Below are 13,887 nucleotides of genomic sequence, written 5' to 3' on the forward strand. Positions count from 1 at the left end.
ATGCGACGGGTGAGGGCGGGTATTTTGAGGCAAACAGCCGCAGTTCGCAAAGGCGGACTTTCACAATGAACCAGATATCGCTGACCGGTACCGACACCGTGACGACGACTAATGCCACCCATGCCTTGCCGTGGCGCTTGTTGCGTTTGTTGAATGTCTACCACTTGCTGGTCGCGGTCCTGATCATCGCGGTATCGGCCACCGGACCGGCCGCGCTTCTCGGTACGCAGAATCCCGGGCTGTTCCTCTGGACCGGAATCGCTTATCTGGTTTACGCCTTGCTCACGGCGCTCAGCCTCCGCAAGCGCTGGCCGGGGTATGCGCTGCAGGCACAGATCCAGTTGATGGTGGACACCATCGCGGTGGTTATCTTGATGCACGCCAGTGGCGGACCGGTGAGCGGCCTGGGCGTGTTGTTGTTCGTGTCGATCGTTGCCAATACGGTGCTCATGCCCTGGCGGGTTGGCATGGGCTATGCGGCCGTGGCCACCGTGCTGATTCTCGCCGACAACACCTATCTGGTCCTGCACGGCCCAGCTACGGAGGCGGGCTACGTTCAGGGAGCACTCACCGGCGTGGTGCTGTTCGTGGCTGCGATTTCCGGCGCGTACCTCGGACGGCGGCTGCGCGAGAGCGAGGCGCTCGCCGTGCAACGCGGCGTGGACCTGCAAAACCTGGCGCAGCTCAACGATTACATCATTCACCACATGCGCACCGGCGTGCTGGTGGTGGACGAAACCGGTGAAGTGCGACTGACCAATGAAGCCGCGCTGGCGAATCTTTCCCGGCGCAGCGGGCAGGGCCATCGGCTGTCCGAGCTGTCGCCACAGCTGCAGCAGGAACTCGCCAGCTGGCGCGCGGGAGACCAGGAACGGCCGAAGACTTTCACCAACGAGAACGGCAAGCCTGTCATTCCCTATTTCACCCACCTCGCACCCGCACGCGATGCGGGCACGCTGATTTTCCTCGAGGATGCCAGCGAGATCACCGAACGCGTGCGACAGATGAAGCTCGCCGCACTCGGGCGCCTCACGGGCAGCATCGCGCACGAAATCCGCAACCCGTTGGCCGCCATCAGCCATGCCAACCAATTGCTCGCGGAATCCGCCAAACTGCAGAGTGATGATCGCCGGCTGACGGAAATCATCGCCGAGCACGCGAAACGCATGGAAAACATGGTGGAGACCATTCTGCAGCTTTCGCGCCGCGAAGCCACGCGCACCCAGGAGCTCGAATTGGAACACTGGTTGCGTGACTTCGTTGGGGAATTCCGCGAACGTCATGGACTGGAAGGCCAAGCACTGGCGGTGCGCATCGACGGCGGCAAGGAAGTCCGGGTACGCGTGGATCCCGGGCACCTGTACCAGATCGCCTGGAACCTGTCGGAAAATGCCCTGCGCTACGGGCGGCCGGTAAAATCCTTCGGCGGGCCACTCATCGAGTACCGCATCAGCCCGCTGAGCACGCCCGGCGGCACGGAATTTGCCATCATGGACCGCGGCACTGGCGTGCCCAACGACATTGCCGAGCATATCTTCGAACCGTTCTATACGTCCAGCCCGCGCGGCACCGGCCTGGGCCTGTTCATCGCCCGGGAACTTTGCGAATGCAATCATGCGCGCCTGGTGTACGAGCAACGCCCCGAGGGCGGCAGTTGCTTCCGCATTCTGTTCGCCCCGCAGCAAGGCTGGCTCGCGTAAGTGTCACCCGACGGCAAACCTCTGGCGCTGGTGGTTGACGACGAGCCTGCCATCTGCGAACTCCTGCAGATGACGCTGGAGCGCATGGACGTGGACGTCGTCACCGCCGCCAACCTGGCCGCGGCACGCACGGCCATGCAGTCGCGGCCCATCGACCTTTGCCTGACCGACATGCGGTTGCCGGACGGCAGCGGACTGGAACTGGTCGCCTACATCCAGCAGCACATGGCACAGGTGCCGGTGGCAGTGATTACCGCGCACGGCAGCATGGATACCGCGGTTGAGGCGCTCAAAAACGGCGCTTTTGATTTCGTGTCCAAGCCGCTGGATATCGCTTATCTGCGCAAGGTGGTCACCACCGCGCTCAAGCTCCGCCACAACCGCGAAGCTGCCGGTGCGCGCGGCGCGACCCGGCTCTTCGGCCAATCGCAGGCCATCGAGCAGGTGCGCACCATGATCGCCAAACTCGCACGCAGCCAGGCGCCGGTACACATCAGCGGCGAATCCGGCACCGGCAAGGAACTGGTGGCACGGCTGATCCACGAGAACGGCCCGCGCGCCGATCACGCGTTCGTGGGGGTGAACTGCGGCGCAATCCCCACCGAACTCATGGAAAGCGAATTCTTCGGTCACAAGAAGGGCAGTTTCACCGGTGCGGTGGCCGACAAGGAAGGGCTGTTCCAGGCCGCCCAGGGCGGCACCCTGTTTCTGGACGAGGTGGCCGATCTGCCGCTGCACATGCAGGTGAAGCTGTTGCGCGTCATCCAGGAAAAGGCCGTGCGCCCGGTGGGCGCCGCCAAGGAAATTGGCGTGGATGTGCGCACCCTTTCGGCTACGCACCGCTCGCTGGCCGACCTTGTGCACAATGGGAAGTTCCGCGAGGATCTTTATTACCGAATCAACGTTATAGAGCTGCATGTGCCGGCATTGCGCGAGCGCATCGACGACATCGGTCTGCTGGCAGAGCATATTCTCGAGCGCCTGGCACGCGTCCACGGCCGCCCGCCGGTGCAACTGGCGCCGGAGGCGCTGGCATTCCTGCAAAGCTACTCTTTCCCCGGCAACGTGCGCGAACTCGAGAACATCCTGGAGCGGGCGCTGACGCTGGCCGAAGATAATGTAATCCGCACATCCGACATCCACCTGCGGCGCAGCCCGGACCCCGCAACCGCACTGCGGCCGGAAATGTCAGCCGCTGCGGAGCCTGACGATGTGTCCGAGGATGTGGACGAGCGCAATGCGCCGCTCGGCGAACAACTAGGGGAAATCGAGAAAGAGGCCATCCGCAAGGCCCTGGAACAAACCCGCTACAACAAAACCGCGGCCGCAAAGCTGCTGGGCATGAGCTTCCGCCAACTGCGCTACCGCATAAAGAAGCTGGGCCTGGACTGAAGCCAAAAGTATCTTGGACCGCTCTGCGGCCACAGACTTTTGAAGCAGGTTCCTGCTGTTGAAGAACGGTTGAGGGTAGAGGCTGCGCCAGGCTCACTCCTGCGCAGCAGCGCGAGAATGTGAAGTTTCAGTACAATTTCAAAATGAACAAGAAGATTGCCATCATCGGCGCCGGTTTCAGTGGCGCCGCCACTGCCATTCATTTGCTCACGCGCTACGGTCAAAAACCATTCAAGGTGACGCTTATCAATCGCCATGCGAATCTCGCGCGTGGCGTGGCCTACGGCACGCACTCGCCTGCGCATTGGCTGAATGTGCCGGCGGGACGCATGAGTCTGTTCCCTGACCGTGAAGACGATTTTTTGGAGTTTGCACGCATTACGGACGCCTCGATCACGGCATCGGATTTCGTGCGCCGCAGTCTGTACGGCGAATACCTGCACACGCGCCTCGATCAGGCCGCGGCCGCGGCGGACAAGGCACAGCTTGCGGTGATGACCGGTGAAATAACTGCATTGCGGTTGCAGCATGATGCTGCGGTTCTGGATTTTTCGGATGGCCGGAGCTTGCAGGCCGATCGCGTGGTGCTGGCGGTCGGCCACTATCCTCCGGCCAATCCTCCGGTACCGGATCATGGCGTGTTTGCAAGCGCTGGTTATGTGCGTGACCCCTGGGCGCCGGACGCGCTCGGCCATATACCGCTGCAGCAGCCGGTGCTGCTGCTCGGCACCGGCCTGACCATGATGGACGTGGCCCTGGACCTGGAACAGCGCGGTTGTCGGGGAACACTGTTTGCGCTGTCGCGCCACGGTCTCTTGCCGCAAGCCCACCGCACTTTGCCGGAAATGCCGCAACTCAATCTTCCCGCTGCCTTGTTTTCTGATGTGGCGAGCGTGCGTGCTTACCTGCACACGGTGCGCACCATGATTGAAGAGCACGCGCACCACGGCCGCGATTGGCGTGATGTGATTGGCGCGCTCCGGCCGATAACGCCGGCTTTGTGGCAGGCACTGCCGGGGATTGAGCGCCAGCGTTTCCTGCGCCATTTGCAGGCTTATTGGGACGTCCATCGCCATCGCACGGCGCCGGTCGCTGCTCGGCAGCTCTCACAACTGCTGACCAAGGGCATGCTCACGGTACGCACGGGCCGGCTGCTGGAGCTGCGTCCGGCTGCAGACGGCATCCAGGTGAACTGGCGGCCGCGTGGCAAAAGCCATACGGAATGCTGGCGCGGGGCGGCAATAATCAACTGTACTGGCCCCGAGACTCGGCTTGATCACCTCACCGACCCACTGATCCGAACCTTGTTGGCTGGCGGACTGCTGACAGCGGACCCGCTGGGACTGGGAGTGGCCACCGACGCCGAGGGTGCGCTGCTTGACAACGCGGGACAAGCCTCGCGCGTTATCCACTATACCGGGCCCTTGCTGCGCGCCCGCGACTGGGAATGCACCGCCGTACCGGAACTGCGGGTGGCGGCGCTCAGGCTGGCCAACCGATTGGCTGGAGCTTGGTGATGGCGGGCATTGCCCCTACAATGAGCCACTTAGATTCATTTACATGAGGTTGTCAATGAAGACTACATTACGCATTGTCACATTGTCATTGGCGCTGGGCCTGGCCGGTGCACTGGCCACCGCGTGGGGCGCCGAGTCGGTGATGGATCTCATCAGCCAGGGCGAATCCGCCATGGCCAAGGTCAAGAACTCCAAGGCTACGCTGGAAGGCATCACCCAGAAGAACACTGCGCTGCAGGCCGAGGGCACGCAGATTCAGACGGAAAACACCAAATTGCAGGCCGATATTGCCGCCTTCAAACAGCAAGTGACCGATTACAACCAGAAGGCTACCGCATACAAGCAGCAGTGCAGCACCGCAAAGACGGACGACCAGGTTAAAGCCTGCAATGCACAGCATACTGCACTGCAACAGGAATCAGACGATCTAAAAAACAAACCGGCCACGCTCAATACACGTGAAAAAGATTTCATCGCCAAGGCGACCGCCTACAACCAGCAGGTCAAGGCGCTGCCCAACGATTTGAAAGCCGCCGAGAGCGACTACCGCACCGCCTTGTCGTATCAGTACGCCTGGCTGGACAAAGCCCGCGATCAGGTAGCCCAGCCGGCCTTCAAGCCGTACGCCAAGAAATACAATTGCCCCAACGTCATGAAGCCGGCCAAGACGCAGGACGACGCCGATACCATGAGCGAGCAGATTCTGGCCTGTCTGAAACGCGTGGTGAATTCCGGCTGATCCCGACCGGCCTGCGGTCAAATGCAAACGCCCGGCTCCAACCGGGCGTTTGCTTTGGTGCAATCAACACAGATCGCTATATCTTCAGCGGCGTCAGTCCCTGTTGCACAAGTTTGCGGTTGAGTGCCGGTACTTCGTTGGCCTGAATGCCAAGCCATTCCTTGAGTGCCGCATGGGCGTAACCGTCAAACTGGTTGAAAGCCTGCACGTAGGAGGCCGGTGGCGCACGGTCGCCGTCGTTGATCTGCGTGGCGAGGCCCGTCAGCCGGGCATTGATCGTCGCGAAATTGCGCTCGTGCGCCGTCTTGGATTGCAACGCCACAATCTTGAGATCGAGTGAATTGACTGACGACAGCAATACCGCTTGCGTGGGCTTGTCGGCCAGTTGCTTCGACAGCGCCGTCAGTTGTGCGTGCAGTTGCCCAAGATCGTTGTAGGCCGCCGCGGTAACGTGCATGGCCTTGCCGAGTTGCAATGCCAGTGCCAGCTGCTTCCGCAGCGCATCACCGACGGGATGCACGCGCGGATCGAGCGTCACCACGAGCGGCTGAACGTAACTGCGACCGTTGACCGTAAGCTTCACGCTGTAACGGCCCGGCAATACCAGCGGACCGCGCGGGACCACGGAAGTCCCCACGCCATAGATAGCATTTATGCCATAGCTGTACCCCAGCGAATCCGGCCGGGGGTAGCGCAGGTCCCAGACGAAACGGTGTGCGCCCGGTTGGGCCGCAAGCGATTCCGGCCGCGACAGCCAGCCGTCCGCGAAATACTGCGGCTCGGTCTTGAGCGTGGGCGATGGCGCATTGCTGACGTATTCGCGTACCGGCTTGCCTTGGCTGTCGTAGATTTCCAGCGTCACCGGGCCATGCGTGTCCGGGCCCAGCCAGTAGTCAATCACCGCCCCCGCAGGCGGATTGCGTGCCGCGGGGATTTCCGGCGGCAACGGCGTGTCCTTGTTGTTGTCGTTGCGCACGCGGATCGCATCCGCCGGCTTGAAAAGGTACGCGCTTTGCGCCAGCAGCGCCGCACTCGCCTGGCGCAGCGGCGTGACGTCGTCCATTACCCAGAGCGCGCGGCCCTGGGTGGCGGCGATCAAATCATCACCATGCACCGTAAGATCGCGCACTCGCACGTTCGGCAGGTTCAACTGCAAGGGCTGCCAGTCGCCGCCGTCGTCGAAGGACACGTACACACCGACATTGGTGCCGGCGTACAGGAGTTGCGGATTCACCGCATCTTCACGCACCACGTACACGTACTGGCCGGCGGGAATGCCGTTCACGATTTTCGTCCAGCTGCGGCCGTAGTCGTGGGTGCGGTAGATATAAACACCTGGGTTATCCCAGCGATGGGTGTCCACCGCCGCGTATGCGGTTGCGGGATCGCTGGGCGAGGCGTCAATCTGGTTGACCCGGCCCCAGAGCGGCAGATCGGGCGGCGTGACGTTCTGCCAGTGCTGGCCGCCGTCGCGCGTGAGCCGGATGAGGCCATCGTCCGTTCCCACCCAGATTTCGCCCGCTTTCGCCGGCGAGGGTGCGATGCTGAAGATCTCGCCGTAGCCGCAGGCGCGCGCTTCGGGAAGCGTGAGGTCATCGCTCTCGCAGTTGCTCGCGGCCTTGGGATCGGCGCCGCTCAGGTCGGGGCTGATGATGCGCCAATACATACCGCCGTCATCGCTCTCGAACAGCACCTGTGCACCGAGATACAAAGTGTGCGGCTTGTGCCGATCGGTGACCACCGGATAAAACCAGTTGTAGCGGTACTTCGTGTGCGTGGGCCGCTCGCCGTAATGCGAAATCGGCCAGGCCGAGATATTCTGCACCAGTCCGGTGCGCGCATCGAAGCGCGACACGTGCCCGCCCAGGCCGCCGACGTACACGATATTCGGATCTTCGCGGTCGGGCACCACGTAGCTGCGCTCATCGCCGCCCACCGGTTGCCAGTCGCGGAACGTGATTTCGCCGTAGTCGCTGCGGCTCTTGGTCTCGACCGTGCCGCTATCCTGCTGGCCGCTGTACACGCGGTACGGGAAGCGATTGTCGGTGGTGACGTGGTAGAACTGGCCGGTTGGCTGGTTGTACCAGCTTGACCAGTGCGCACCGCCATCCACGCTCACGCTCGTGCCCTGATCGCTCGCGACAATCATGTAGTGGTCGTTTTCAGGATTGATCCACATGAAGTGGTAATCGTCGCCGCCCGGCGCGCCTTTTAACCACGTGAAGGTCTTGCCGCCGTCGCGGCTCTGCGCCACTGAGCGGTTCATCACGTAGAGCACGTCGGGATTTTTCGGGTCCACGGTGATGCGATCGAAGTAGCTGTTCGCGAGATCGGCGTGGCCGAGATATTGCCAATTCGCGCCGCCGTCGTCGGAGCGGTACAGGCCGCGCGCTTTGGATGCATCTACGATGGCGTACACGCGCTGGTCGCGGGTGCCGGGCGCGACTGCGAGTCCGATGCGTCCCAGCGGGCCCGCCGGCAGGCCGTGACCGCCGAGCCGCGTCCAGGTGCGGCCCGCGTCGGTGGATTTCCAGATGCCGCTGCCGGGCCCGGACTGCGGCTTGTAATAGGCAAGCCACGGATACTGGCGCGCCTGCCAGGTGGCGGCGAAGATCACGTCGGGGTGGGCGTCGTCGGCCGCGAGGTCCACCGCGCCGGTGTCGTCGTCCACGAACAGCACCTTCTGCCAGTGCTGGCCGCCGTCCGTGGTGCGGAACACGCCGCGCTCGGCATTGGGCCCGAAATAATGGCCGAGCGCCGCAACCAGAAGCACATCCGGGTTGTCCGGATCGATCCAGATGCGACCAATGTGGCGCGTATCCTCGAGCCCGATGTGTGTCCAGCTTTTACCGCCGTCCGCGGAGCGATACATGCCGTCGCCATCCACCACGTCGTAGCGCGTCGCCACCTGGCCGGTGCCCACGTAAATCACCTCGGGATTGGAAGGCGCAATGGCGAGCGCGCCCACCGAGATTGAACCCGCGTGCTGCATCAGCGCATGCCAGGTCAGGCCGGCGTCGGTGGTTTTCCACACGCCGCCGTCGGCGCCGCCGAAGTAAAACACGTTTGGCTCGGAGGGCACGCCCACTGCCATCGTGGACCAGCCGCCGCGGAACGGTCCCAGCTCGCGCCAGTGCAGTTGCGAGTACAGCGGTGCGAGCGCGGTGGCCGCAAACGCGGATGCGTTGAGGAACAGCATGCCCAGCAAACTCGCGATCAGCCAGCGCGGCCGCATTGAATGTGGATTACGCAGCATGACGCTCTCCTCTCGAATGGAATTGCCCGCACACGCGGGGGGGGTGTTAAAAAATAAAGCCGGCCAACGGTCACTTTTGACCGCAATAACATCATCGGGTTGCAGCCTATTTCCGATTCGCGCCGGCGAGCTGTGCTTGCGTCCACTGCAGCAATTGCGCCAGCAACTCGTCCGCGGCACGTGACGCGCCCTGCACCGCACCTTGCACGTCCGGAGTGACGGGCACGCTCACCGCGAAAAGACGCCGCGCTACGGTCGCGCCGCTCGCCAGGCTCTGCAATTCCGCCACGGCGCGCACGCTGATCTGCGCGGACTGGGCACTGGCAAAGTCCTGCTCGAAAGCCAGCAGGTTCACGTGCAATCTGTAGCCGCCGGGGCGGCCGCCGGCGATGGCCGCTTGCAGGCGCGCCTGCAGCAGCTCGGCGGGCGGTGCGAGCCAGCGATTGTCTGCATAGGCGCGCAGCTCGGTCGGTTCGCTGTAAAGCAGGCGGTAATAAATCGCGCTACCGTCGAGCCATGCCGGCGCGCTTACCATCGCTTCCGCCGGAACGACGGTTGCGGCCGGCACGCTCGTTGCCGGACCGAAGTCGTGCATTGCGGGCGGCGGCGCCGGCTTGGGCAGCAGACTGCAGCCCGCAAGCAGCGTGGCGGCGAGAGCATAAAACGGAGTTTTCATGGCGGCGGTCCTTTGTAACCGGCCTCGCCGGGGCCGGGCGGCGTTGGCTGCGGCCCCGACAGCACCTGCTGCGGATTCTTGCGCAGGCTGGCGGCGAGCCGGCGGATCTCGTCCGAGGCGGCGGAAATTCGGCTGAGCGTAGCGTTCAGCCGCGGCAGGGTTTCGGCATTGACTTGCTGGCCGGCCGCGCGCGCGGTGACCGTCAATTGATCAAGATTGGCCGTTAGCCGGTCGAGCTGCGCCAGCGTGGCCTGCATCTGGCCGGTAAGCGCGGGCAGGCGCCGGGTTTCGGCGTCGAGGTCGTTCGCCAGTCTGGTGAGCGCTATGCTGGCCGTGTCCGCCTGCGCCAGCAGGCGCGCCACGTGCGCGCGGTTATCGGTGTTCAGCAACTGATTGAGCGCGCCGAGCAGCGTCTGCAACTGGCCCATGAGCTGCGGCGCGGTAGTGCCGAGTTCATCCAGCAGCGAGGCATGCAGGGGAATATGGGCCGGTGACTGCGCCGAGGTCGCGAGCAGCTCGCGGCTCGTGCCGCTGGTTTCCAGATCCAGCAGCGAGGCACCGGTCAGGCCCTGCAACCGGAACACCGCGTAGGTGTCGCGCGTCACCGGTATGCCGGCATCCACTTCGATGTGGATCAGGATGCGGCGCGGATCGTCTGGATCAAAGCGCACGCTGTTCACGCGCCCCGCGGCCAGGCCGCGAAAAAACACCGTGGAGTGCGGAGCCAAGCCCGCCACACTGCCGGTGGTGGCGATGATGTAGGGTTTGGTCGCGACCCGCGTACCGGTGAGCCAGATGGCAGTGGCGACGATGGCCGCACCCAGTGCGAGGACGAAGATGCCGGTGATCAACGCATAAGCACGGTTATTCATGCGCGGCCTCCGCAGCGGCGAACACCCGCCGGCCACGTGCGCCGTGGAAGAAACGGCGCACGTAAGGATGTTCGGACTGCAGCAGACTGTCGGGCGACCCCCAGGCGGCCAGTTGCGCGTCCACCAGCACCGCCACGTGATCGCACAGGTCGCGTATCAGGTCGAGGTCGTGGGTGACCATGACCACGGTGAAGCCCAGCTCGTTGTGCAGCGCACCGAGCAGTTCGACGAAGTCCTGCGCGGTGATCGGATCCAGACCGGAAGCCGGTTCATCCAGGAACAGCAGTTCGGGCTCCAGAGCCAGCGCGCGTGCCAACGCCACGCGCTTCACCATGCCGCCGGAAAGTTCCGACGGCAGACGCGCGGCCACGTCCGGCTCCAGGTCCACCATCGCCAATTTCAGGTACACCAGCTGGCGAATGAGCGTCTCGTCCGCCAGCCGCGATTCGCGCAGCGGGAACGCGATGTTGTCGAACACGTTGAGCGCGCTGAACAGCGCACCGTTCTGGAACAGGATGCCGCAGCGACGGTGCAATCGCGCGAGTTCCTCGGCACCCACGCGGTCAAGGCGTTCGTCAAACAACCACACCTGTCCCTCGCTGGGGCGCTGCAGGCCGATCATCTCGCGCAGCAGCGTGGTCTTGCCGCTACCAGAACTGCCCGCGAGGCCCAGGATCTTGCCGCGGTACACGCACAAATTGATGTCGTGGTGCACCACCTGCGCGCCGAAGCGCGTGCCTACGTGTTCGAGACGCACGACGCACTCGGCGTTCACAGCAGCCCCGCGTGTTTGAAGATCACCGCGAAGATGCCATCGAGCACGATTACCACCGTGATCGCGGTCACCACCGAATTGGTGGTCTCGGCGCTCAGGCTCTCGGTGTTGGGCTTCACACGCAGCCCGTACTCGCAGGCGATGAGTGCGATCACCCAGCCGAACACCGCGCTCTTGCCGATGCTCAGCCAGAAGCTCACCGGTGTCACCACGTGCGGCAGGCTGTAGAAAAAGTGCGCATAGCTGATGTCAAAAGCCGCATGCGCCGCCCACACTCCGCCAGCCAGCGCGACCACGTCGGTCCAGATCACCAGCAGCGGCATCACCAGCGTGAGCGCGATGATCTTGGGCAGCACCAGACGCAGGCTGTGCGAGATGCCCATGGCGGAGAGCGCGTCCAGCTCCTCGGTGACACGCATCACGCCGAGTTCCGCGGTCATGGCCGAACCGGAGCGGCCCGCGACCAGCAGCGCGGTGAATACTGGGCTCAGGTGGCGCACGATACTGAGGCCCAGGATATTGACGATGAAACCCTGCGCGCCGTAGGTCTGCAACGACAGGCCGCCCATGTAGCTCACCACCACGCCGAGCAGCAGCCCGATGACGGTCATCACGCCAAGAGCGCGCGCGCCGGCGTTGTAAATAGTGCCGGAGATTTCCCGCCATGGGATACGCGAGGGACGCGCGACCAGATAAGCCAAGTCCAGGATGAACTGGCCGATAAGGCTGATGAAGCTGGCGAGGTGGTCGGTCGCGGCGAAACCGACCGCAGCCAGCGTATCCGCGAAGGCCGGACGCCGCACATGGTGCTCATCGGCCGTGGCCACGCGCCGTTCGGCCCAGCGCTGGAACAGCGCAGCATGCTGTGGCTGCACCTGCAGATGCGCCGGCGGACGTCGCTCGTTGATCTGCCACAGTACGAACGCGCCCACGCTGTCCATGGCCTGGATGCGGGTCAAATCCCAGTGCACTTCGGGATCGCGCGCGTAAGGTCGCAGCTCGTCGCCGAGCAAATCGGCGCGGCGCGCCAGGCCGCGCAGAGTCCACTGGCCGGTGAGCGTCACTCGGGGCGCTTCACCGGCATCGCGCGCCACACGAAACGCGGGGATCGCGGATTCGCTGTTTGCCAAGCGCCCCTCCAGTTGTGGACGGAATGCAGGCCGGCACCTCAGCCGACGGTGCGGCCCGCCGGTGGATGCGCCACGACAGCCGGCCGCGGGACCAAGAACACCAAGGCCCGCAAGACCTTGCCGCTCTCATGCCTTATGTCCACGCCACGTCGCGCCCGTGCCGAGAAATAAATTCGAGGCTGTGCACAGCATTCAATGCTCCGCATTATCATCTAAGCGCCCCTCAACGGGCCAACGGCCCGCACCGCCACGCGGTGCGGCGCAAACAAAACAAACATCCAGGAGTCCAGCCATGCTCAAGCTTCGTTGGTTACTTGCTGTTTTACTTGGGGTTTTTCTGTCCTCCGCGGCATTGGCATCCCCGCCTTCAGGCATGTGGCAAAACCCGGTCATCAAGGACGCCGGCGCCATGCACCCGCTCCCGAATGCTGCTTACCAGCCGGATAAGACCGCCATATACAAAGCCCTGTTCAGCATTACCCACGAGAGCAAAAACCCCAAGGAAATCAACGATGGCCTGGATCACGTGGCCCGGGCGGTAAACGTGTTCGCCTCGGCGGGTGTTCCGCTCGATCATCTAAAGTTCGTGGTCATCATCCACGGCGGCGCCACGCCCATTGTGCTGGACAACGCTCACTACAAAAAACAGTTTGGTGTAGACAACCCTAACCTCAAGGTCCTCAGCGAATTGAAAACTGCCGGGGTGGAGCTTGCAGTATGCGGCCAGGCTGTGGCCGGCGAAGATTACGATTACAGTTGGGTGAATCCGGATGTGAAAATCGCGCTCTCGGCACTTTCCACCATCATCATCCTGCAACACGACGGCTACGCCCTGATGCCCATGTAGTACAGACGGCACGATGAGACGGACAAGATGCTGCGGCGTTTCCGAACTTATCTGCTATTGAGCGCGGTGCTGCTGGCCACGCCCGCACTTCTGGCAGCGCCGCCGGATTATCTGCCGCCCTGGAATCCCCCGCCGTCAAACGGTGTGTCGTTCACGGTTCCGGAAATTGACAGCGTCGCGGATTTGCATGGCGATGTGGCGAATCCCCAGCTCACGGTATTTTTCGCCGGTAATCAGTTCATGGTGGTGCATGATCTGGTGCGCGCGTTTCAGAAGCAATATCCTAAATACCGGCGTATCTTCGTGGAAACCCTGCCACCCGGTATTCTCGTCGAACAGATCCGCAAGGGCGCGCTCATCATGGGCAATCTGCGCATCGCCCTCAAACCGGATATTTACACCGCCGGCCGCGACCGTATTGTGGAATTGCAGCAGCACAGGCACTGGTTCAGCACCACTAAAGATTATGCCCGTAATCGTCTGACACTCATGGTCTATCGCGGCAATCCCAAGCACATCACCGGTCTCAAGGATTTGGGGCGTGCCGGCGTACGCGTGAGCATGCCGAATCCCCAATGGGAAGGCATCGCGCGCAGCATCGAAGCGCTGTATCGCAAAGCCGGCGGTGAGCCGCTGGTGCATGAAATCATGGCTGTAAAAGTGAAAAACGGCGAAACCTGGTTGACGCAGATCCACCATCGCCAGACGCCGCTGCGTATCCTGCGGCGTGAATCGGACGTCGGCCCGGTGTGGTACACAGAAGCCTATTTCCAGGAGCACATCCTGCACAACCCTGTCGAAAGCGTAAGCATCCCCATACAGGACAACATGCAGGTTACTTACACCGCCGGACTCATGCAGAATGCGCCGCATCCGCAGGCAGCGCGCGCGTTCCTGCAATTCCTGACCGAACCGGCAGCCCAGGCCATCTACCGGCATTACGGCTTCATGGCGCCGGATTCGCGCCTTCTGGCCCACTGAGT

Annotated in this window: 11 protein-coding genes; 6 read left to right on the top strand and 5 right to left on the bottom strand. The window is 63.1% G+C overall.

Translation table 11 applies throughout. The annotated features are described in order from the left end of the window. Positions 1-65 precede the first annotated feature (65 nt). From VJR90_07565 to VJR90_07580, 4 genes are all read left to right on the top strand, one after another. Positions 66-1,700, top strand: coding sequence for an ATP-binding protein (locus tag VJR90_07565; protein ID HKV97325.1), 1,635 nt, complete (start codon positions 66-68; stop codon positions 1,698-1,700). Then, the gene (locus VJR90_07570) at positions 1,701-3,092 is read left to right on the top strand and encodes a sigma-54 dependent transcriptional regulator (protein ID HKV97326.1); all 1,392 of its coding nucleotides are present in this window, start codon (positions 1,701-1,703) and stop codon (positions 3,090-3,092) included. A gap of 143 nt (positions 3,093-3,235) precedes the next feature. Next, positions 3,236-4,609 (top strand): FAD/NAD(P)-binding protein, encoded by a 1,374-nt coding sequence (locus VJR90_07575; GenBank protein HKV97327.1) that lies wholly within the window; start codon positions 3,236-3,238, stop codon positions 4,607-4,609. 55 nt (positions 4,610-4,664) lie between these two features. Then, a complete protein-coding gene (locus VJR90_07580; GenBank protein HKV97328.1) occupies positions 4,665-5,348 on the top strand; it encodes a hypothetical protein in 684 nt (227 codons plus the stop codon). A 76-nt stretch (positions 5,349-5,424) separates the two neighbouring features. Here the strand turns inward: VJR90_07580 and VJR90_07585 are convergent, their stop codons facing one another. The 5 genes from VJR90_07585 to VJR90_07605 all read right to left on the bottom strand — a co-directional run bounded on the left by VJR90_07585 (position 5,425) and on the right by VJR90_07605 (position 12,057). Next, complete coding sequence (locus VJR90_07585) at positions 5,425-8,604, bottom strand: hypothetical protein (GenBank protein ID HKV97329.1); 3,180 nt, start codon at positions 8,602-8,604, stop codon at positions 5,425-5,427. A gap of 106 nt (positions 8,605-8,710) precedes the next feature. Further along, positions 8,711-9,280: an ABC-type transport auxiliary lipoprotein family protein gene (locus VJR90_07590; GenBank protein ID HKV97330.1), complete on the bottom strand. Its 570-nt coding sequence runs from the start codon at positions 9,278-9,280 to the stop codon at positions 8,711-8,713. Then, complete coding sequence (locus VJR90_07595) at positions 9,277-10,152, bottom strand: MlaD family protein (protein HKV97331.1); 876 nt, start codon at positions 10,150-10,152, stop codon at positions 9,277-9,279. The genes VJR90_07590 and VJR90_07595 overlap by 4 nt, the downstream gene beginning before the upstream one ends. Next, complete coding sequence (locus tag VJR90_07600; GenBank protein ID HKV97332.1) at positions 10,145-10,927, bottom strand: ATP-binding cassette domain-containing protein; 783 nt, start codon at positions 10,925-10,927, stop codon at positions 10,145-10,147. The genes VJR90_07595 and VJR90_07600 overlap by 8 nt, the downstream gene beginning before the upstream one ends. After that, entirely contained in the window at positions 10,924-12,057 is a 1,134-nt protein-coding gene (locus VJR90_07605) for an ABC transporter permease (protein HKV97333.1), read from the bottom strand. The genes VJR90_07600 and VJR90_07605 overlap by 4 nt, the downstream gene beginning before the upstream one ends. Positions 12,058-12,430: 373 nt before the next feature. Here VJR90_07605 and VJR90_07610 point away from each other — a divergent pair, with 373 nt between their 5' ends. Both VJR90_07610 and VJR90_07615 read left to right on the top strand, forming a co-directional pair. After that, positions 12,431-12,904: a DsrE family protein gene (locus tag VJR90_07610; GenBank protein ID HKV97334.1), complete on the top strand. Its 474-nt coding sequence runs from the start codon at positions 12,431-12,433 to the stop codon at positions 12,902-12,904. Between the two features lie 27 nt (positions 12,905-12,931). Then, positions 12,932-13,885, top strand: coding sequence for a substrate-binding domain-containing protein (locus VJR90_07615; GenBank protein HKV97335.1), 954 nt, complete (start codon positions 12,932-12,934; stop codon positions 13,883-13,885). The last annotated feature ends 2 nt before the right edge of the window (positions 13,886-13,887 follow it).

The organism is Gammaproteobacteria bacterium, from assembly GCA_035279405.1.
GTDB lineage: Bacteria > Pseudomonadota > Gammaproteobacteria > Natronospirales > REEB76 > REEB76.